The organism is Shewanella frigidimarina NCIMB 400 (assembly GCF_000014705.1).
GTDB lineage: Bacteria > Pseudomonadota > Gammaproteobacteria > Enterobacterales > Shewanellaceae > Shewanella > Shewanella frigidimarina.
Genome location: NC_008345.1, coordinates 3,219,829 through 3,242,542, shown reverse-complemented (window position 1 = coordinate 3,242,542; position 22,714 = coordinate 3,219,829). Strand labels below are relative to the sequence as shown.

19 protein-coding genes are annotated in these 22,714 nt (G+C 41.4%); 5 read left to right on the top strand and 14 right to left on the bottom strand.

What is annotated here, in order from left to right; all coding sequences use genetic code 11:
• Positions 1-198 precede the first annotated feature (198 nt).
• The 5 genes from SFRI_RS13885 (at position 199) to SFRI_RS13865 (ending at position 3,637) form a co-directional block, all read left to right on the top strand.
• Positions 199-519, top strand: coding sequence for a putative signal transducing protein (locus SFRI_RS13885; protein ID WP_011638146.1), 321 nt, complete (start codon positions 199-201; stop codon positions 517-519).
• Between the two features lie 387 nt (positions 520-906).
• Entirely contained in the window at positions 907-1,266 is a 360-nt protein-coding gene (locus SFRI_RS13880) for a rhodanese-like domain-containing protein (RefSeq protein WP_011638145.1), read from the top strand.
• Between the two features lie 8 nt (positions 1,267-1,274).
• Entirely contained in the window at positions 1,275-2,186 is a 912-nt protein-coding gene (locus tag SFRI_RS13875; RefSeq protein ID WP_011638144.1) for a precorrin-2 dehydrogenase/sirohydrochlorin ferrochelatase family protein, read from the top strand.
• A gap of 79 nt (positions 2,187-2,265) precedes the next feature.
• Positions 2,266-2,802, top strand: coding sequence for a YaeQ family protein (locus SFRI_RS13870; protein ID WP_011638143.1), 537 nt, complete (start codon positions 2,266-2,268; stop codon positions 2,800-2,802).
• A 232-nt stretch (positions 2,803-3,034) separates the two neighbouring features.
• Positions 3,035-3,637 (top strand): CBS domain-containing protein, encoded by a 603-nt coding sequence (locus SFRI_RS13865; protein WP_207892977.1) that lies wholly within the window; start codon positions 3,035-3,037, stop codon positions 3,635-3,637.
• 81 nt (positions 3,638-3,718) lie between these two features.
• On the opposite strand, the gene SFRI_RS13860 is transcribed toward SFRI_RS13865, so the two are convergent.
• The 14 genes from SFRI_RS13860 to SFRI_RS13795 form a co-directional block, all read right to left on the bottom strand.
• The gene (locus tag SFRI_RS13860; RefSeq protein ID WP_041413117.1) at positions 3,719-6,163 is read right to left on the bottom strand and encodes a S8 family serine peptidase; all 2,445 of its coding nucleotides are present in this window, start codon (positions 6,161-6,163) and stop codon (positions 3,719-3,721) included.
• 475 nt (positions 6,164-6,638) lie between these two features.
• Complete coding sequence (locus tag SFRI_RS13855) at positions 6,639-7,016, bottom strand: rhodanese-like domain-containing protein (RefSeq protein ID WP_011638140.1); 378 nt, start codon at positions 7,014-7,016, stop codon at positions 6,639-6,641.
• Between the two features lie 13 nt (positions 7,017-7,029).
• On the bottom strand, positions 7,030-7,242 hold the full coding sequence (locus SFRI_RS13850; protein ID WP_011638139.1) for a YgaP family membrane protein: 213 nt from the start codon (positions 7,240-7,242) through the stop codon (positions 7,030-7,032).
• A 44-nt stretch (positions 7,243-7,286) separates the two neighbouring features.
• A complete protein-coding gene (locus tag SFRI_RS13845) occupies positions 7,287-10,547 on the bottom strand; it encodes an efflux RND transporter permease subunit (RefSeq protein ID WP_011638138.1) in 3,261 nt (1,086 codons plus the stop codon).
• Positions 10,548-10,552: 5 nt separating this feature from the next.
• Positions 10,553-11,614: an efflux RND transporter periplasmic adaptor subunit gene (locus SFRI_RS13840; protein WP_011638137.1), complete on the bottom strand. Its 1,062-nt coding sequence runs from the start codon at positions 11,612-11,614 to the stop codon at positions 10,553-10,555.
• A 200-nt stretch (positions 11,615-11,814) separates the two neighbouring features.
• On the bottom strand, positions 11,815-13,098 hold the full coding sequence (locus tag SFRI_RS13835) for an OmpP1/FadL family transporter (RefSeq protein WP_011638136.1): 1,284 nt from the start codon (positions 13,096-13,098) through the stop codon (positions 11,815-11,817).
• A gap of 421 nt (positions 13,099-13,519) precedes the next feature.
• A complete protein-coding gene (gene putP, locus SFRI_RS13830; RefSeq protein ID WP_011638135.1) occupies positions 13,520-14,980 on the bottom strand; it encodes a sodium/proline symporter PutP in 1,461 nt (486 codons plus the stop codon).
• A 134-nt stretch (positions 14,981-15,114) separates the two neighbouring features.
• Positions 15,115-15,822, bottom strand: a complete 708-nt coding sequence (locus SFRI_RS13825) for a DUF3379 domain-containing protein (protein WP_011638134.1) — start codon at positions 15,820-15,822, stop codon at positions 15,115-15,117.
• Positions 15,815-16,378 (bottom strand): sigma-70 family RNA polymerase sigma factor, encoded by a 564-nt coding sequence (locus SFRI_RS13820; protein WP_011638133.1) that lies wholly within the window; start codon positions 16,376-16,378, stop codon positions 15,815-15,817. Before SFRI_RS13820 ends, SFRI_RS13825 begins: the two co-directional genes overlap by 8 nt.
• A 101-nt stretch (positions 16,379-16,479) precedes the next feature.
• Positions 16,480-18,114, bottom strand: a complete 1,635-nt coding sequence (locus SFRI_RS13815; RefSeq protein WP_011638132.1) for a BatD family protein — start codon at positions 18,112-18,114, stop codon at positions 16,480-16,482.
• Positions 18,108-20,213 (bottom strand): VWA domain-containing protein, encoded by a 2,106-nt coding sequence (locus SFRI_RS13810; RefSeq protein WP_011638131.1) that lies wholly within the window; start codon positions 20,211-20,213, stop codon positions 18,108-18,110. Before SFRI_RS13810 ends, SFRI_RS13815 begins: the two co-directional genes overlap by 7 nt.
• Positions 20,213-21,217: a vWA domain-containing protein gene (locus SFRI_RS13805; RefSeq protein ID WP_011638130.1), complete on the bottom strand. Its 1,005-nt coding sequence runs from the start codon at positions 21,215-21,217 to the stop codon at positions 20,213-20,215. The genes SFRI_RS13810 and SFRI_RS13805 overlap by 1 nt, the downstream gene beginning before the upstream one ends.
• A complete protein-coding gene (locus SFRI_RS13800; protein WP_011638129.1) occupies positions 21,211-21,759 on the bottom strand; it encodes a DUF4381 domain-containing protein in 549 nt (182 codons plus the stop codon). The genes SFRI_RS13805 and SFRI_RS13800 overlap by 7 nt, the downstream gene beginning before the upstream one ends.
• Positions 21,760-22,695: a DUF58 domain-containing protein gene (locus SFRI_RS13795; protein WP_011638128.1), complete on the bottom strand. Its 936-nt coding sequence runs from the start codon at positions 22,693-22,695 to the stop codon at positions 21,760-21,762.
• Positions 22,696-22,714: the final 19 nt, after the last annotated feature.

Genomic DNA, 22,714 nt, shown 5'->3' with positions numbered 1-22,714 from the left:
CTATTTATGATGTTAATAAGTTCTAATCGCTAGGACCAGTTGACTTATCGTGCTTGAAAGATCAACAGGCCCTTATATAAAGTTAACTTAACCATGTCTGTGGCAAATGTCCAATTCACAAACAAGACTCGACAGATTTTGGTAGAGGCAGTAGGATGAAACAAATTTGCCAGCAAGAGCAATGCAGTAGGATAACGCATGGAACAACGAAAAGTATTATTGGCCGGTGGTAATTTACTGCAGGCTCACACATGGAAAGGGCTACTGGAAACGAGTGGGATCGAAGTTGATCTTAAAGGTGAAGCACTCATTGGTGGCGTAGGCGGTTTGCCGATTGAAATGCAAACGGTTGAGTTATGGGTAGCAGATAATCAACTTGCCGCTGCGCAAACGTTACTGGATGCACTCGATATTGAACAGCCTCAATGGCAATGTGTCCAATGCCATGAAATAAACGAAGGCAGTTTCGAATTGTGTTGGCAATGTAGTTCGCAAAGAAGTGAAATGCATAACGAATAAGCCTGAGTATAAGATGGTTTTTAGCGTTGAAGTCCATCTTTACCACCAAATGTTGTTGCAGATAAACGGGGTTAATCACGACGTAAATTTTTGGGGCAAAGTCCCTAAGCCGATTTATGTTTTGCAATATTGCACCTAGCTTATAAATAAGCGTCCCGTTTAACTGAGCCACTAGTGTCCATTTGTGGCTTATTGTGACGCAGTTAGCGCTTATTCATCTATAAATGACACCATCATAAACCCCTCTTTGTAGTAAATTGCCACAAACTGCTGCAAAATTGTTTTCAAAAATCCAATAGACTCTATGATTAAACTACTTTTAGGTTTATGACGTATGTAGTGCTAATTTGTCACAAATGAGTGACTTAACTAACTTAAGGAAACACTATGCAACCCTCTCCAGCATTTGCCAGTTTGGTCGATTCTGTTATGCCTCATGTCAACTTATTAACCATTGAGCAATATCAACAACAAGATCAATGGCAATTAATCGATGTGCGAGAAGATAACGAGTGGTTACAAGGGCATTTACCTGATGCAAAACACCTCAGTCGTGGCATTATTGAGCGTGATATAGAGCATCGCTTTCCTGATAAAAGCACCCCAATATTACTTTATTGTGGAGCGGGTCAACGTGCTGCATTATCTGCCTATAATTTACAGCTCATGGGTTATACGCAAGTAGCCTCAATGATTGGCGGATACCGTGCTTGGATACAACATCAATTCCCTATCGTTGAAGACTGAGTAGATTAATGCAATATTTCCCTTTGTTTGTTGATACTCAAGGTTTACAGGTTTTATTGGTGGGGGCTGGTGAGGTTGCCACACGTAAACTCGATCTGTTGTCTCGTACTGATGCTCATATTCATGTAATCGCACCAACGGTTGCCAATGATATTGAAAACTATTATGCACAAGGTCGGATCCAGCTGTCTCGTCGTGAAGTCTGTGCAGATGATATTGCCAATGTCGATATCATTTACCTTGCCACTGCCGATGAGCAATTGAATATGGATTTTGCACAGTTGGCCACGGAGCGGGGGATTTGGGTGAATGTGGTCGATAATCCTAAATTTTGTCGATTTATTACGCCTTCGATAGTAGATCGAGGCAGGTTAGTGGTTGCGATCAGTACAGCTGGTGCCGCACCTGTTTTCGCTCGAACTATCCGTTCACGTCTCGAAACCATGCTACCGTCATCATTAGCGCCTTTATTTGATTTTGTTGCCAGTAAGCGCGAGGAAGTACAACATAAATTATTAGCAGGTAAAGATAGACGTTTATTTTGGGAACGATTTTTTACCACGAACCAAGATAAATTCGATACATTAACAGAACAACGCTACCTTGAGGCTTTTGAAGACTTTAGTGTTAAAGGTGAGATTCTTTTGTTAATGGAGGATACGCCGGCACATTTGCTCCCTATTGCCGCCATGTCGTTGTTACAGACATTAGACGTGGTTTACAGTGATGGTGCACTTGATAGTGACATTAATGAATTATTAAGGCGAGATGCAAATAGAGAAGCTGTGCCATTACTAAGTGATATCACTCATCAATATGAACACGGAGCTCGTATGTTAATCGTGTCTTCTGCTGCTAAAGTCGCCCAGTTCAGCGCGCATTTTCCAATGGCAAAACATCTACGCCCTGGTGCTATTTAACCCAAGATGTACGATGTTCTATTATGCCGAGTCTACTTTGTAGTAGACTCGGTTTTTTTTATCCTCGTAGGAGCCTTTTATGGCCGCTAAAGCTACCGTTTTTAAAGTTTCGTTGCAGATTGCAGATATGGACCGTCATTATTATGCCGATCATCAGTTTACCTTAGCCCAACATCCGTCCGAAACCGATACGCGGATGATGGTGCGTTTACTGGCATTTGCCATTAATGCATCAGAAACGTTAGTGTTCAGTAAAGGTTTATGTGTTGATGATGAAGCGGAACTTTGGGATAAAAACCTCAGTGGTGAAATCGATCTTTGGGTTGAGTTTGGCCAAGCTGATGAGAAGTGGCTTAGAAAAGCATGTGGTCGGTCAAAACAGGTTATTCTTTATACTTATGGCGGCCGAAGTGTACCAATTTGGTGGCAGCAGAATCAGCAAGCGTTTGCTCGCTATGAAAATTTAACTGTGATTAATTTTCCTGAAGATGCGGTGAAACAAATGGAAGTTTTTGTTAATCGTAATATGGCGTTACAAGTTAGTCTTAGCGAAGGGCAAGTGTGGTTATCAGATGCAAATAATAGCGTGTTAATAGAGCCAGAAACGTTAAAGTAGTAGCGTTCAGGTTGTTTGGCTACAATCACAACATCTATCATAATTACGATCACAGTAAAGTGAATTTAACCTTAATTTTGTAGAAATTAATTAAGTTTAATCAAATGGGTCTTGTACTAATAAAATCACAGGCAGATAATCAAATCATGTAGTGAGCATCACAATAAATTATAACTAATTAATAAATATGATGTTTCACGTTTCGCGATGGTTGTTGATTAAGGATGTTATTGTGAAGAAATTAGCCCTATACCCAGTAGAAAAAATTGATGAACTAACTTCACCAGAAGCTCATGAAGATATCTCAGTGTTATCCTCAGCATTAAACGTGTTTACTGATTTTAAGAAAGTGACTCCTATGGTGATAGAATCGAGTACGTCGGCAGTTAAGGTCGAGCACTTAATGCAGAAGTCGCATGTACGTCTTAAATTAGTAATAGATGATAAAGATCGGTTTATTGGCCTAATCAGCTTTGAGTCTTTACATAATCAAGAGATATTGAAACGTGTTGCCGCTGGGCATCAGCGTGATCATTTAAGTGTTGCAGATTTTATGATCCCTAAAGAGGATCTGAAAGCGATTGATTTTGAAGATTTAAGTTATGCTCGTATTGGTGATGTTATTGAGACATTACAATCAGCAGGACAGCAACATTGCTTAGTGGTTGACCGTTCAAATCATGCCATCCGTGGTGTGTTATCTGCTAATGATATTGCTCGTCGATTAAAGCTAGCTGTCGATGTGAGTACGCCAAACTCATTTGCATCTATATTTGAAGTGATTGCCAATATTCAGCAGCCTGCCGTGTTGCAAACAACACAACCTCACTATTAGTCTGTTAACTGTTAAAAAGTTAATCCATCAGAAATAAAATAGCCACATAATGTGGCTATTTTTGTAATCAACTAAATAATATTACTGGAAGCTTAAGCTCCAAGTATCAATATATCCAGTATCTTGTCTCGCATTATCAACAGCTTTTAATGTCCATACACCACTTGATTCGACACCTGCCATATTAGCGGTGTAAGTCTGGGTTAGATTATCGGTACCACCACCAGTGTTGTTATGCAGTACAACCGTTTGGCCGGTAGGGCTAACTAACTGGATTTTTAAATCACCAATATAAGTATGAATAATCCCAATTGACACCGATACCGTTCCTGAATCACCAGTGCGGCTAACAGTAATAGGGCTAGTAATACCACTAGTGTTGTTGTCTGGAATTGTATAATTACCGGTATTGTTGTAGCTTGCTGGGCCGCCTGTGTTGCTGCCTCCAGTGCTACCAGCGGTGTAGTTAGCCACTAAATTTACACCACTAAATGCACTATAACCTTGTAGCATTACATAGTAAGTACCAGATTGAGGCGTCGCAATTGGGCAAGACTCTGCATTACCACCTTTCCATGGACGACAGTCGTAACTGCTGCTGGTAGGTGATGCGCCATACTGCACATATAAGTCAGCATCGCCAGTGCCACCACTCATAGTGAAGCTTAAGTCTGTCGCGCCTGCAGGAACGTCTAACGAGAAATATAATTCATCGTTTTTAGCGCCAGCTAAGCCCGTTTTTGCCACGCCCTTTTCAAGTACGCTGTCACCAGAGCCTGTACCTGGATCGGTTGGACCATTACATGATTCGTCTAGGTAAGCCTTTGCTGCTGTTGCATTAACCATCCCGTAACCTGTTTGGTTATCACGACCGGCAACGCTTAAGTCATCTGCTGTGGCATTTAATGCAGCACGTACTTGGCTGGCGCTACATTCTGGGTGGTAACTCCACACTAATGTTGCTACGCCCGACACATGTGGTGTTGCCATTGAGGTGCCATTGTAATATTCATAATCTCGATTGCCTTGATTACTCACAGTGGTTGATTGACCCAACTTGGCTTTAAGTGCAAGCCCTGTTGCTCGGTCAACAGACATAGAAGGGATCAGAATTTCACTGTTAGCATCAACGACGAATGGATTTTGTAGCCCTGGTAGCGCAGTGTTACTGTAAACAATGACTCCTTTGGCACCAGCTGTTTTACAGGCTTTAACCGCGTTTATTTCAGGGTAACTTGAACCCTGGTTACCTACACGCTCAACAAGACAGATTTTATTGGTCATGCTACCGCAATTAAAACTGGTTCCGTTTACAGTACATTCCGCTAAGGTTCCAGTTGCACTTGCGTTAATCGGTGCAGCAGTGTAGCTAGTACCAGATGGGGTTAAACGATTGTGCGGCACTACACCATTGTTAAAGTAAGACTGACCGCCAATAGTTATATCTGCTAAACGACCTTCGCCAACGGTAACCGTTGATAGAATTGCCTCGCCAGGACCTGAAATTTCAACTTGGTCTGTATATTGTGAAAAAGCAGCATGATCAAGATTGCTGTCAACCGCGGCAACAGACATTACGCTATCATAAGATGCTGGGTAGCTATAACTACTGTCGCCAGCATTACCAGCAGCTGCAATTAATAACACCCCATTGTTATAATGAGTATTTAATGCATTACGCTCAGTTGTGGTTGAACCACTGCCACCTAAACTCATTGTGACTACGTTTGCACCACCTGAAGTAACACACGTATCAATCGCAGCGACTAACGATGATGAGTAGCCCCATCCTGCTTCGTTAAACACTTTTACAACATGAATATTGGCATTCTGGTTAGGCATAACCCCGACCACACCTTCGTTATTTGCTATTGCGGCAATGGTACCTGCTACGTGAGTACCATGGGCATTATTATTACCTGGTTGATACCAGTTACCGGTGCCTGAATTATTGGTCCCGGTTGCATTGTTACCACTTAAATCATTGTGGCTGCGGTCATAACCAGAATCAATAATACAGATAGTACGGTTACCTGCTTGGCTGTCGCTTAACACAGTCGCACCTACAAAGGTTTGTCCCCAAGGTGTTGTCTCTGCTAGCAGTCTACGGGGTAAATCCTCTTCCACGTATTCAACATCTTGACGCAAACGTAATGCTTTAATAGAAGACGAGTCGAGCTTTACCGAGTAACTATTACTGCGACCTACGCGCTTCATTTCTCGTGCTTTTACGCTATTCAAGGCTCTAAATTGAGTAAATACTTCGTTTGAAGGAGGCTCGTAAGCCATACTGTTGTCCGTTTCAGCATTTACATTTTGTACAGCGGAACTGCTATTGAGTATCTGTGCAGCATTATCATTTCTGAACTTAACGATATATCGTTTAGGTAAAGGTGATTGTTGTTCAATTTGTTGATTCGTTGCAGAGAGTTGAGAAGGGGCTGGTGCTGCGTTTACTTGAGTTGAAATGGCCAAAGCGAGTGCTGTCATGCTAAGCACGACCGTTGGGTTTTTATGCTTTTTCATATTATCTTCCATGTTAATCAGGGTGGGACGTAATGTCTTTTATAATTATGTTTTACTGATAAGCTATTTTGCCTATCTGTCTAAAAGGTAACCACATTTCAGCCTTGTGTAAACAAGTTGTTAATGTTTGTTGTCAAGTAACAGGTCTTATAGAACGAATTAATTTGAATTTTTACCTATAATTTTTGAATTAAAATTCAACCAGATCTCGAACTGGTAGAAGGGTATCTTTCGAGCTTTAATGGAGTTAACTTAATGAAAGCGCTTAACTAGAAAGTGCATAAACGGATCCGCTTTATGCTAATAAATAATTATCTAATATTATGTGTAAAGATATTTTTGCAGACAAAATATAGGGGGCTGAAAGTAGCAACGTTTATCGTATTGATATGAGGAAGATATCAATACGATAAACTATTGGATATGTTTAATAAAACCACAGTTATAGGCCTGTGGTTTTAGATTGTTAGAGAGGTTATCGTGCTGATATTAAGCTATCAAAACCACCCGCATTATAGGTGTTGCTGTAACCCTGCTTAACTAATGATTCCTGCGCCATACCACTACGGTTACCGCTGCGGCAGTAAAGGACTATTTCGGAGTCTTTAGTGATATTGCGCTTTGCCAACTCTGAGACGATATTTTCAAATGGAATATTAATAGCACCGTCAATATGTCCAGCAGCAAACTCTTCAGCAGTGCGCACATCAATTAACGTGACACCGCGGTCTATTTTTTCCCAAGCAACGCTAGGCTCTTGCTCTGCAGCCCAAGTCGGCATAAGAGATGCCGCGAATAAGACCAATAGCGCCAAAATAGATTGAACAGACAACGGCATAGATTTTTTAAACACGATAATTTCCTTGTTATTTATTTAAGGCTATTTCAGCTGCAGTTTTGACGCCTAATTTTTTCATTATCATCGCTGCAGGACAAAAGCCTGTAAAAGCACTCTGAAATAGATTAGCGCCTACAAATACAGTAAGCCAGACAAAATGCGGGCTAACTGTTGCGGTTAACACAAGAGATAATAAAACCATAAAGCCAGCAAAGGCCATAATACTTCGTTCTACTGACATGTTTAGCTCCTTATTGGGCGTAGCCCAGTGAATAAATAATGTTTTTACAGATGCTTATGTTTCATTACTGAAAAATACAACACCGGAATCACCACCAAGGTTAAAATGGTTGAGATAAAAATACCAAATATTAAACTGATGGCTAATCCGTTAAAAATAGGGTCATCAATAATGAATAATGCCCCTATTATTGCCGCTAATGCTGTCAACATAATTGGCTTTGCTCGTACTGCGCCTGAATGGATAACCGCCTGCTCTAAGGGAACTCCTGCGGCTATTTGTTGATTAATGAAATCGACCAGCAAAATTGAATTTCGGACAATAATGCCTGCCAGCGCTATCATGCCTATCATAGACGGAGCCGTGAATTGAGCGCCTAATAAAGCGTGCCCAGGCATAACACCTATGATGGTCAACGGAATGGGCGCCATGATGATTAACGGCACGATATAAGATTTAAACTGACCGACTACAAGTAAGTAAATTGCAATCATGCCAACGGCATAAGCAATGCCCATATCGCGGAAGGTTTCATATGTGATTTTCCATTCACCGTCCCACAGAATCGACACGTCGGTTAATCCATCAGGCTGATTAACCAAATTTTGTTGAATTGGATAACCTGAGTCACCTTGCTCATTTTGCTGATTAATTTGGCTGACCATATCGAACATGCCATACAGCGGACTGCCAGTTGGCCCTGCCATGTCGGCAATAACCATGATCATTGGCACCATATTTTTATGAATAATGGGTGCATTAATGACTTGTTGTTGGACCTTAACTAATTCTGCCAGTGCTACAGTTTCACCCGACTGAGTAGGTAGGCGTAATAACAGTACTTGCTTTAGGTCTACTTTAGCGGCTTCATCAAGTTGTAATCTAATCGGTGTGGGATGAGCTAGCTGTGCTTGATGCAAGTAACTGACATCCTTACCGTCAACAGCAGTGCTGATCGCATCGACAATACTGGCGTAAGAAACACCCATTAAGCTGGCTTTATTTCGATCAATGATGACTTGCCACTTTTGTTGTTGCGCAGGCAAATATATATCCATATCAACAACGTATTCGGTATCTCTAAAACGTTGCAATAAGTCATTTGCTGCTTGTTCACGTAACTCGGTGTTAGGCGCATAAACCTCAGCAACGATGGGTGACCACACAGGCGGGCCAGGTGGCACCTCAACAATCTTGATATTGGCTTGATAACGTAGGCCAATTTGTTGCAACGGCTCGCGCACAGAAGATGCAATCGTATGACTGTCACGATCGCGATGCTTTTTATCCACTAGATTGACCTGGATTTCACCGAGCTCTTGGCTGCTGCGTAAAAAATAATGTCGAACTAAACCATTAAAATTCATAGGTGCATGAGTGCCTGCATACAACTGTAAATGTTCTATTTCTTCAACAGAGGTAAGATATTGACTAAGATCTTGCAGTACTCTTTGAGTTTGCTCCACAGGTGTGCCTTCAGGCATGTCGACCATTACTTGAAACTCAGACTTATTATCAAAAGGCAGCATTTTTAAGACCACTGCTTGCATCACTGGTAGGGCGACAGCGAAGGCTATCAATAATACGATCCCCAAAGCTAAGCCTTTTCGTGCTTTTGGCGCATGTTCTCCGAGTAAAAAAGGACTCATTATTCGGGTAAAAAGACGAGTTAATCGATTGTCTTCTTCTACCGCTATGCCTGTGTCAGTCGCTATATTGGTCGAGCTATGTGACTTTTTATGTGGCTTTAACAATATTCGGCTCAACCACGGGGTCATAATAAACGCGATTAATAACGAAATAATCATTCCCATACTGGCATTAATCGGAATTGGGCTCATGTATGGACCCATTAGTCCGGATACGAATGCCATTGGTAGCAGGGCAGCTATAACGGTGAAAGTGGCTAATATGGTTGGTCCGCCGACTTCATCTACGGCATGAGGAATAAGCTCGCTTATAGGTTTATTACTCATGGCCATATGCCGATGAATATTCTCTACTACTACGATGGCGTCATCGACCAAGATGCCAATGGAGAAAATAAGTGCAAACAATGAAATCCGGTTTAGGGTAAATCCCCACGCCCAAGATGCAAATAAGGTAATTGCGAGAGTGATGATAATGGCAACACCAACTACGGCAGACTCACGAAGCCCCATGGTGAAAAATACCAGTAGCACAACCGCTGATGTGGCAAAAATCAATTTAAAAATAAGCGTATTAGATTTATCTCCAGCTGTTTTACCGTAGTTGCGAGAGATAGCGACATTGACATTATCGGGAATTAAAACGTTATCGACAGCATCTATTTTAGCTAATACGGCATTAGCTATGTCGACGGCATTTTGCCCCGCCTGTTTACCAATAGCGATTGTTATAGCAGGGTAAGTTCCTTTGTCTGTTACGTGCCAAACGTGTTGTTTCGGAATATCACTTTTAAGACTAACATCGGCGACATCAGATAAATAAACTGCACGGGGAAATGGACTTCTATCCGTTATAGACTCCGGTTGATTGACTTTAATCAGCAGATTATTAACATCATCAAACGAACGTAAAAACTGCCCAGCTTGCAGTTTAATTTCTTGATTAAACTGGGTCATGGAGCCGACCGTAGACATTTGATTATTATCTTGCAACGTGGCATTAATATCGTTGAACGTTACGCCGAAACTGTTCATTTTGACAGGATCAATGCGCACATTTAACACCATCTCGTGGCCACCTTGACTATAAATCTCTCGAGTACCAGGTATCCGTTTTAGTTCGGTTTCTAGGCCTGATGCGACCAAGGTAAGCTGCTCTGCGGTGATGTTTGGGTCTTGAGACCAGAGCGTCAATCCTACAATTGGTACGTCATCAATACCTCTAGGTTTGATTAATGGTTCTCCAATGCCTGCAGCATGGTTAAACTTATCACTGTTTGAATACAGTTGATTATATAAATTAACCACAGCTTCATCTCGTGGCACCCCAACGTCAAAAATTGCAATAATGAGCGCGCCATCCGGCTGAGAAAATGAGTACAGGGTATCAATGCCTTTTATTTCAGAAATAATCCGTTCTGCAGGCAAGGTGACCTGGTTTTCAACTTCCGTTGGTGTGGCTCCAGGGTAGGGAATAAACACATCTGCAAAAGTGACATCAATTTGAGGTTCTTCTTCTTTTGGGGTAATAATTACCGCGAAAAGACCAAGTAACAAACCAAGAATAGCCAGTAATGGGGTAATGGCACTGTGTTGAAATGCTTTTGCTATTGAGCCTGAAAGGCCAAGTTTTACGGTTTCATTAGGTGTTGTCATCAGGTTTACTCCTGACCTTTTGTTGCTGAGGACTGTATTAAATAACGTCCAGCGTCGATAACAATTTCATCGCCTTCCATTAAACCAGATAAGACCTCTGCGGTATTATTCTGATGGTCTACTCGGCCGATACGTACTTGGTTAAGCACTATTTTGTCTGCCATTTGACGATATACCGACGTTAAGTCACTGACTTGATGTATGGCCGATAATGGGATCATTAAACTCGTTCGACTAGGGAAGTTAACGATGACTTTTATCCATTGACCTACTATGACGTCTTCAATGTTACTAGCATCAATGTTTACTCTAACTTGATGTTGATGAGTTAACGGATCGGCAAATTGATAGACGTTAATATCATTAGAAATGATTTTATCGCCATTGAACAATTGAACGCTTACTTGTTCTTGTTTTTGCACCTGAGCCACATCTTGCTGAGGAATTTGAAATACAGCTCTAAGGTGTTGAGTGTCGTAGCCAGAGAACAACGCTTGGCCGTAAGATATGGTTTCACCTTGTTCGATAAATCGTTGGGTCATTCGGCCACTAAAAGGTGCGCTTACTACAGTGTAATTTAAACTTTCTTTAGCCTTTATTAACTGTGCTTGAGCGGCACTGACTGCTTGTTTGCTGGATTTTGCTTTGGCAGTGGCTTCATCCATCGCACCTTTTGATATGGCGCCCTTGGGAAATAATGTTTTATAACGAAGATATTGTGCTTGTGCTTCACTGTTTAGCGCCTCAGCTTTAGCTAGATCAGCTTCTGCCCCCGCGTATCCTGCACCTTGCTCTTTATTGGTAATCTCCAATAATGCAGCGCCCTGTGGGACGAGGTCATTTACATCAAAATGAATATTAATGATCCGCCCTGAGGTTTGTGCAGAAATTGTTGCCGCTTTAATAGCTTCAATTTTTGCATCATAAATACGCGGCTGATATTGTTCCGAATATACTAGTTTTAATGTTGCAACATCAGAGGCTTGCGCTGTATAAGATACTATTGTGGCTAGTACTGTTGTTGCGAGAATGGTGCCGAAGAATAAATTATTAGATAAGCGAGACATAGTGATAGCCTAAGTTGAAGTCTATAAGAAAATTCTAATGGACTTTGCACTGTTAAGCAACCGATATATTGTAAAATCGTATAGATTAGAACCCTATGATATAAATGGCATAAAAAAACCGCCAATTAACAATAAAAGGCGGCTTGGTTGGAAACTTTTAGCCCGTGGTGAGCGGACTAAAAAAGGGTAAATACTGCTAATTAAAAACTGTAGTTATATTGTACTGAGTAGTAAACAGCATTTGAACGCGTTTGTGCTGAAATCTCACTGTTGTAGCCAGGCACTTGAGCAAGAAGGTTACTATTTTCTAGTACAGTAACATCTTCTCCGCGTACAAAAGCGATACCTAAATCAACGCTTGATTTTGCATTTAAATCGTAACTCACACCCGCGGTGTACCAAGTACGATCAGAATCAGGTATTGATAATGATGAATGCTGATTAACTACGCCCTGATCGGTTGCGACACCTGCGCGTAAAGTCCAGTCTTGAGTGAGGTTATAAGTAGCGCCTAGGCTTAAGAACCACGAATCTTTCCAGTGGTATTCTTTTAAATCTGCTTGGTCGACACCATTGGCACCATCTTTAACCACGATTTTGTCGAATGCACTCCAATTGGTCCACTGTGCTGTGTAATGCACAGCAAACTTATCCGTTAGTTGGTGGAAACCGGCAAACTGAGCAATATCAGCGATAGGAATATCAATTTCATTGTATTCAGTGTAAAGATAATTTACATCACCTTTGGCGGTAAGTTTTGGACTAATACGGTAACTTAAACCAAAGCGATTATCTGGATTAACTTCATACACAACACCAACAATCCCACCTAAAGCCCAACCATCAGCATCAACATCTACTAGGCTGCCAATTTGTGGGTTATCGCTAGTACGTGTCAGGGTTCCACTACCGTAAACGGCATCAACACCAAAACCAAAACTAAACTGATCATTCACACGGTAAGACATACTGGTATTGAAGTTGATAGTAACAACTTCTGTGTTACCTAATAAATCTACTGGAGGCGGAAGAGGTACAGCATTGCCACTAATGGTAGGGGTTCTGTTTGCCAAGTCACCTAAATCGGTGCCAGTGCCGTAGTTACTAAATACCGCAACACCAAACGCCATTTTGTCGTTAATTGGATTGATGTAATAAAAATTGGGGATAACTTTTGCTTCTGCAGCCTTATGCTCACTACCAAAAGCAACGTCTTGTCCGGCAAAATTGCCTTCTACATCAGATACTGATACATCAATATCTGCATAAACAACACCTAAAGAGAGCGCTGTTTCATCAAAAAGAGCCATAGCTGCAGGGTTACGAGATAGAACCGATGCGTTGTCAGCAATAACGGCATCACCCGCCATTGCACGACCAATACCAGTAGCAGATTGGCTGTTTAACTGAAAACCAGCAGCGGATGCTTGTGCACTGAGTAAGCCTACCGCGGTAGCAATGAGGGTCTTGTGGAATTTATTCATTATTATGTCTCATTTATTATTACCGTTTTGCACAAAGTTTATTCACTTCAAGCATTTGACGGCCAAAATTTTAGGCATATTAGGTAAGTGTGACTAATGTAACAACTCCGACCAGATGTTAGTTGTTGTTAACATTAAGTTAATTCTTGTTTTTAATGGTGAAGTAGGTGTTTGATAGCATGGCAGTATATGTAAATTTATCAGCAGTTCTAGACAACCATTACTGTGCAGTTAGTTTAAGTTAAAGTTTATTCATAGTGGATTTAAGACACTAACAACATGAGGATTATCGAAGCTTGTGAGGTAATGCGATTGTTTTAACACTCGATTGTTTTAAATTCGATTATAAGATTAATAGCTCAACCTCTACAATTACAGCGGTTGAGCTATTAAAATGACAAACATAGCCTTTTATTTGAGTTTATTGTGTTTTTAAAGATTCACGGAAATCAGCAAAGTCGCCGATAGTTTTCGGTGTTGGTGGTGATATTTTACTGACGATGACCCCCACGAATATTGCGAAAACAAATCCAGGGACGATTTCATATAATTCAAAAATACCGCCAGTCAGTTGTTTCCAAACGACAACGGTTAAAGCACCCACTAGAATGGTTGATATTGCACCATTACGGCTATAACCTTGCCAAAATAGTGACAATAACACCACGGGACCAAACGCAGCGCCAAACCCAGCCCATGCATAACTGACGAGTCCTAACACGCTGCTTTCAGGATTAAGCGCAACAACGCCTGCGACTAGGGCAATGGCAATAACGCCAATACGGCCTACTAACATCAGTTCTTTGCTACTGGCTTGTGGACGTAACCATTTAAGGTAAAAGTCTTCCGTGATGACACTAGAACAAACCAGTAATTGTGAATCAATAGTACTCATGATGGCAGACAAAATAGCTGCAATCAGCAAACCACCAATCCATGGATTAAAAGCGGCATGGGCTAAATGAATAAATACGGTTTCTGAGTTCTCAAGTGGCTCAGCAGCAAAATAAAGGCTACCGGCGATACCAGTGGCTAAGGCGCCGACTAACGACACTATCATCCAGCTCATGGCTATTCGACGGGACAGTACTAAATCTTTTGGGCTGCCGATAGCCATAAAACGAGACAAAATATGCGGTTGACCGAAATAGCCTAATCCCCACGCCAAGAGAGACACGAGTCCAATGACGGTAGTATTTTCGTTTATAAATGACAACATGACAGGATCAATTTGTTCAAAACTTGCTTGAGTGTCGGGTTGGCTGAAAATTGCAATGGGTACAATTAATAATGCAATTAACATTAAGCAGCCTTGGAAAAAATCGGTCCAGCTGACGGCAAAGAATCCACCTACGAAGGTATAAGACACAATAATGAATGAACCGATCAGTAAGGCGAGGTTGTAATCGAGGCCGAATACTTTTTCAAATAATATCGCGCCACCCACCATGCCTGAAGAAGCATAGAAAGTGAAAAAGATCAGGATCGTTAATGCCGAAACCAATTTTAATAGTCCATGAGAGTCATTAAAACGGTTTTCAAAAAAATCGGGTAACGTCAAAGAATTATTAGCAACTTGGGTATAAATTCGCAGTCGTTTTGCAACAAATAACCAATTAAGCCACGCACCAAAAACTAATCCAAATCCAATCCAGGCTTCACCTAAACCACTTAAATACACCGCACCAGGTAAGCCTAATAACAACCAACCAGACATATCTGATGCGCCAACACTTAACGCTGTTACTGCGGGCCCCATTTTGCGACCACCGAGAATGTAATCATCAACCGTGTCTGTTTTACGATAAGCCCAGTAACCAATGCCCATCATTAAGGCAAGGTATCCAATAAAGGTAATGATGATTGGTGTTTGAATTTCCATATTGCTTCCAAGTGATTATTTTTATGGTCGATATGCTAGCAGAAGTTCGATCTAGTTCACACTTTGATTTTTTAAAATGAAAAAAAATCCGCTATTCCAATGAAGTAGCGGATTTTTAATCATTAATTTATAAATTAGATAAAGGTGTTTTCAACTTCTTTTTTGACAAATTCAAGGTCAGAAGCGGGTTCGCCCACTAACACCATATAGGCGTCGGCTGTTTGAAAACTTTGGCCTTTATATTGGTTATCAGCAAAAGCTTCTTCTAACACAATACGACTTTCGACTGGCACAATAAATAACGTGACTTTGTTTCCGTTCTCGTCGGCCATCACTAAATGCAATGATTTAACACCTTGGAAGTCGCAATAAGAAGTGTAAAAAACACGGCCTGGTTGTTGGATAAATTTCGAATCACTTAATCCTTCTAAACTGGCGAGTTTAAAGTTTACGTCGTTAAAACCAATATCCTGTTCCATCACTAATGCTTTGGTTTCATGGTGAACATGAGCCAACGAGTTTTCACCTAAGTTTACTGGCGTGAAACGTAATAGACTAAAGCTAACTCCCACAATAAAGGCAACTGAAGCGGCCATGGCCATTAAGTAACGGGTCTGTTTTTTACTCTTTTGATGCTGACTCAATTGCTGTCGTAAAATTAACTTATCAGCAAGTCCATCAGGCACACTAATATTGAGTGCTTGAGTGAGTTTATGGTCAAATGCTTGTAGATCTTTGACAAATTTAGCATCGTCTTCATTTTCAGCTAAATGAGCTAAAAAATCGTCGGCTTGATTATTGGGGTCACCGTATGCATGGCGACGGAACTGTAGATCATCCATTTGATTGACCTCTTACCTCTGGTGCTTCGAGAGCGTCTTTTAACTGGTTTCTGGCTCTAAATAAACGGGTCATTACCGTATTTCGATTGAGTTCGAGCATCGTGGCAATCTCTTCACCGCTAAACCCGCCAATCAGCTGCAATAACAAAGGCTCTCGATATTCGATATCGAGTTTACCTATTTGACGACGTAACCAATACTGCTCGGTATCTTCTTCATGACTTGTCGATAGTACATCTTCAAGTAAATCTTGTTCTACGTCGCTATAGTCAAATTGTTTACGCTCAAAACGTCTGGCATTTTCCCGTCTTAAAATGGTAATTAGCCAGGCTTTAGCCGCTTTTTCGTCATTTAATGAGTCCAATGAACGCCACGCCCTTAAGAACGTTTCTTGAGTAATATCTTCAGCAACATGCTTATCACCACATAACCAAAAGGCGTAGCGAAATATGTCAGTGTGAAGAGCCCTGACAAGGCTATCGTATCGTCGTTGTTTTGTTAGCATCTCAGATAAGACCGCGGGTTCGGACTTTTTCTTTCGCAATGAATCAAACATTTTTTAACTTTTTTGAGTTAATAATATGTAACAGCTTAAAAAGGAGGAGGATTAATAGCAAGCTAAATAGCAGAATCCACCTACTATTTAGCCTTCTAATGCTATGGATTTAGCTCCGCGATTATTGATTTTTTATTGTCGAGAGGGGGTTGTTGATAAGCCAAAATAGCATCCATTAGCGATTTTTTATCAATCGCTTGTGGCTTATTGCTGTATTTGTCTGCTTGTAGCTTATTCATTGCAAACGCCAATTGTTCTGATAAACCGCTAATTTGAGTCAAGGTCATCAATTTGCCTAAACGCTCGCTAAAGTAGGCTTGTACCGCAATAATAGCAGCACTGCTGTCGTTACGATCGCATGCATGAATAATTGCATTGAGTCCGGTAGTTGCTGTTTTTCTAGGTGTTTTGAGGTTTTTATTGTCTTGATTAGATTGCGGCAACGTGCGGTTTATCGATGCTGCTTTACGCCATAAGACTAAAGTGATGAGCCATAATACCGCCAGAACCGCACTCAGTAACGGCCAATATCCGCTGTCTTGAACGGCACTAAAAGTATCTGCAGGTGGAATATCTGTCGTAGCCGTTGTGCTGCCTACCACGTTAATCGTGCGGGCGGGTAATGTGGCAAATTGTTGCTTTTTAAGATGTGGGTTCCACCAAGGTACATTTATCTCTGGTAGAGTGTAAGTGCCTGGTTTTGTTGGCACAATAGCAGTAGTGATACTGTATTGTGATACCACTTGATTATCGCGGACAAAAGTTTGTCTTAACGGTTTTTCTGGATAGGCTTTTAAGCCGTCGGCCAGTGGAATATCGATGTCGGGTAAACTAGTGTCATCGGTATTTGATGCAATCAGACTAATTGTGCGGGTAATTGGGCTGCCAACTTCAAATTCGCTGATATCGTCTGGCCACGTCTCTTTTAATACTGCAATATCGCTGACTAACCATTTTCCTTGGTAGCTTGGCGGTGTTGGATTAATTTGGATCACTTCTCTTTCAGCTTCTGTTTGCATTGGCCGACTTTCATTAAAGCCAAACATACCCCCGCGTCTAGGCGCTTCAACAAGTACATCGCCTGAGAAACTGGCGCCATTGATAACTAACTCCCCTGGCAGATCGGCAATAATACCGTAAGTGCGTTCAATCACTCTAAAGCGACGGCCATCAATGATCTCACTGCCATCTTTGTCTTCGCCGATTTGCTTGATTTGCGCCCCTTCAATAACGGGTGCACTTAACACTCCACGTTGTAATTCTACTGCAAGGTATAGCTTCACTTTATAAGTGATTAATTGGCCGACATAAGCTTCAGAGGCATTATTGTTGATTTTAATAAATACGTTTTGTACTTCGTCGGCAGGTGAACCTTGTGGAATAACTTTTAAGGTAATTGGGTTTGAGCTAATCCCTTTGATGTTAAACGCTGGTATGGTGACGTTGCCTGCTGACTTAGGTGACAATAATACCTGCCAACGAGTTTCTTTGGTGGTGTCAAAATTAACCATTTTAGTGCTACGGCCAACACTGGTTCTTCCAACAATAAAGTCATCGAGTAATACAGAGGTATCTAATGCACCCGCATTTAGATCATCATCGGCAATAATATCGAGTACGAAATATTCGCCTGTAACAATTGGGTTTCGGTCGATGGTAGCTTGTACTTGGCTAAGTGCAAATACCGGTGCTGCAATGATGAATAGCAATAGGCTAAAAAAAGTTCTGATTACCACTGTTCATTTTCCTTAGGCGGTTGACTATTTTGACGACGTTTTTGATATTCAAGCTGCATTTTATTGCGGATTAATACTTGTGGATCTTCATTTATGGCGCGAAGAGCACGTTGCATATCTGCAGGTAAATCATCTTGATTTATTTGTGAAGCCGAGATCATTTCTGATGGTTTACTATCTTTCATGTCTTCTGTATTTGGCTCTATTGAAGACGGTGCAGCTCCCATTTTTTGGTTGCCAGCGTCTTGTTGTTCTCCATTTTCAGTCGCACTGGCCTGCATGCTAGATTCGTTACTAGCTGGAGAATCTTGCGTTGAATCATCTTGTTGTGAAGTGTTGTTATCTTCAGAGGTTGATGATTGTTGATCTGAGCTATTTTGTTGCTGATCATTTTGCTGTTGTGGTTCGTTTTGTGACGATTCGGATTGTTTATCATCTTTTTGTTCATCGCGGTCTGATGGCTGATCACTTTGTGATTGCGGTTTATTATTATCAGATGAACGATCATTTTTATTGTCTGATTGGTTTTCAGAGTTCTGCTGTTGGTTTTGTTGGCCAGATTGGTCTTGTTGACCTTGTTGGCTTTCCTGTTGACCAGACTGTGATTCGTCGGAATCTGCTTGTTGAGATTCATTTTTATCAGAAGATTGTTCTGGTGTAGAGTTGTCATCATTTGATTTAGATGGATCTTGCTCTGATTTATCAGATTGTTGATCTGATGACTCTTTTTGTTGTTCAAGCAATTGCTGGGCTAAGGCTAAATTCTGTTCTGCCTCAGTAAACTGTGATTGAGCCGCAATGGCTTGTTGATAACGCTTAATAGCCTCTTGATAATCTTCCAGTTGCATCAGGGCATTACCTTGGTTATATAAACCTTGGGCGCTGCTATCTTGCTCAAATCCTTCGAGTGCTTGTTGATAATTACCGGCTTTGTATTGTGCCGATGCTTGCCATTGAGGGTTTTCGAATGTTTCCGCTGCTTGTGAAAATTCACCTTGTTCAAATGCTGACTGTGCCTGTTGGTCTTTAGTCTTCCATAAGCCCTGCCACACAGAGGCTTGTGCTGGCTGACTGTTGGCTAGACTCAAAGTCATTGCAGTAGCGAGTAGTAAGCTAGGGCTAAGCATGAGGGTTAATAATCCTTGTCTGAAACTCATTAACATCGGGATAATTAATAACATGGCTAAATATGGACCCAGATCTTGCCAAGTCTCGCCAGCAAGCTCAGTTTCTGTTGCCTTACCATCAGTTGCCAGCCAGTTGGTTAGAGTGGACACATCGCTGCCATCGGTTTGGGCCGGTACTAGGATCCCTTGATGTTGTTGGGTTAGTTTTTGTAATAGACCGTAATCGGTTTTAGCGACGACAACTTCATTACTACTATCACGCAGTAATTGACCATCAGCTAAGCGAATTGGCGCACCTTGTTTACTGCCAAAAGCCATGATCGATAAACGGTAACGGCTGTTAAGTGCACTGCTTGCTTGATTAAATTGTTGTGCAGAAATGCCATCTGTCATAACAATAATATCGCCACTGACATGGCCACCTTGAGCCAATAGTTTTTCTGCTAGAGATAACGCCGCTGCTAAGTTAGATCCTTTAGTGGGCATAATATCGGGTGATAATGTTGGCAGTAAGTTTAAAATGGTATCACTGTCGCGTGTTAACGGGCTAATGGTATAAGCATCACCAGCATAGGCAATCAACCCTGTTTCGCCTTCTTTTAATTCATTTAATAAGTCGGTCGCTCTAAATTTAGCGTAGGACAAACGATTTGGACTTAAGTCGGTGGCATACATGGACTGAGACATATCCATAATGAGTACTCGACCTTGTTCGGTAGCAAATACCGGCAGATTTTGTTTGTTTAATGCCGGCCCTGAAAGCGCAATAACGGCGATGATCCAACAGACAATTAATAGCCATTTGGGCTGATGACTTTTCTCAACAGTTTGGCTGATAAGCAACTGACTTAAATGTGGGGCGATATACTGCTTCCATGCTGATTGTTGGCTATGTTTACGCCAAAATAATGCACTTAATATCAATACTGGAATGAACCCCAATAGCCATTCAGGGCGAATAAAATGGATCATTATTGATTCGCCTCTTTAGTCTGGTTGGTTTTAGCCAATAACTGAGCAGGCCATTGTTGTTGCAAACTGATTAGAAAACTGAGCAATAATGACATTAATAATGGCCAATAAAATAACTCACTTTTGGGACGATAACTCAATTGATCTCGACTCACCGGTTCTAACTTGTCTATTTCTTGATAAATGCTGGCTAACTCTTCACTATTTCGCGCTCTAAAATAACGGCCTTTAGTCATGGCAGCTAATTTTTTGAGTTGGTCTTCGTCTAAGTCCATTGATGGATTAATTCGTTCTTTACCAAAAATAGTTCGGCGTTCTAATATTTCGGCTCCAACCCCAATAGTGTAAATGGTGATGTTTCGTTTCGCGGCAATTTGAGCGGCGACTTCTGGTTCAATATTACCCGCATTATTAGAGCCATCCGTTAACAGAATGAGTACTCGGTTACTTTCGTCAACTTTATCAAAGCGCTTAACCGCCAGGGCAATAGCTTCACCGATAGCGGTTTGCTTGCCGACTAAACCTATCTGTGCATCATCTAAAAATGTGGCAACTGAGCGGCGGTCTAAAGTGAGTGGTGCTTGTAAATAAGCATGATCAGCAAATAAAATAAGTCCGAGTCTGTCACCTTTACGACGTTCGATAAAGTCACTAAGTACATGTTGTATTAGGGTAAACCTGTTAACAGTTTGTCCATTTATTACCATGTCTTCAATTTGCATACTGCCGGATAAATCCACCGCAATCATTAAATCACGGCCTTTTGCCGGTAATTCTATGGGATCGCCAAGCCACTGTGGTCGAGCTATTGCTAACAACAACAATATCCACATTAGCCAGTAACGTTTTCTGCTGCTTTTTCGGTTTACTGAGCTGGACGCTGTAACCGTTGTCGCGATGCCGGGTAGCTGTAAATGTCCGCCGACATTATGTATGTTGATGCGTTTTATCAACAACGGAAGCGGCAGTAAGATTAATAACCATGGCCAGTAAAATGCTAGCATTTGGCCTCCAGATGTGAATTGTTGGATGATAACGTTGCATCACTAAAAGGACGTTTATTGCTTAGCCAGGCTTTTGCTAAAGATTTTAATTGGGCTTTTTCGGTTTGATCTAAACCACTTGCTTGATGTCGCTTAACTAATAGTTGACCAATTTTATGTTGCTGGCCAGAGGCGAGGCGAGTATCTAACCAATCAAACCAAGGCTGACCGTTGAGTTTAGCGAGGTGTTCACGCGGTAAATAGGTAAGTGCGGTGCGTTTGAGTAAGCTGTTAACCTGTGCTGCAAAAGTATCATCTTCAATATCATAGCTATCTAGTAACGTCAGCGCTATTTTTCGTGGTGCATGATATTGATGTTGTTTATATAAACGCTTAACTAACCAGATTGCTAAGGTTATTAATATTGCTGCAATTATCCAATATCCAGGTGCGATAGGCACTGCACTAATTGGCTCTGGTAATACAATATCTTGCATTTGCGCTAAAGCGGAGGCTTTGGCATCAATCGGCAATGGCTGTGTTGGTAAATTAGCTGTGGTCATTTAACGTAAAATATCCAATTGTGCACTGAGCGGTTTAGCGGCATCGATGAATTTAGGTTGTACTTTTATCATATTCATTAATGAGACGAATTGCTGCAACTGCTGTTGCTGGGTACTTAACCAGGCTTCATAACTTTGACGTGTTAGGGTCAGTTGTTGTTGGCCATCTCGTACGGGTAGAGAAAATTGTTTGGGTAACGCTAAGGTTCCCTGTCTTAATGGATCTGTTACCACAAAGGCACCAATATCACAGTGACGCGACAACTCGGTTAAAGGCGCTAAACATTGCTGGTTGATATGCTGGCCGTCAGTAATAATCCAAATAAGTGACCCTGGCTTAGCAATACGCTGTAGTCGTTGGCAGGCTTTAAACATATGGCCGGGATCGGGTGATAATTGATTTATTTGGTTTAATTGTTGTTGATGGACATCAATTAATCCTGAGGTTAACTGTAAAATACCTTGACGGCGACTACGTGGTTTTAGCTCCAAGTGAGTGCTTTCACTGGCAATTAATGCCCCGAGCCTATCGCCATGGTTAATGGCATTCCAACCTAACGTGGTGGCTAAATGAGCCACTTGCACCGATTGTAATAGTAGCTGGGAGCCAAAGTATAAGCTGTGGCTCAAGTCTATTAATAGCAGGATAGGGCGTTCGCGTTCTTCAACAAACAACTTAGTATGCGCAACACCTGTTCGAGCAGTAACTCGCCAGTCAATAGTACGAACGTCATCTCCATTTTGATAATGACGCACTTCAGCAAACTCCATACCGCGGCCTTTTATTTGGCTGCTTCGGTGACCAGACAATGCCGCTTTCGCCCGTGATTGGCGATCGGGTATGGCACGGGATAAGCTTTGGCAAGCAATAAGCTCTTGCTCATTCAAGCTCACACCATCACTGTAAAGTGGTAATGAATTAGTTGGGTTCATCATAATCTAATCATGCTTAATA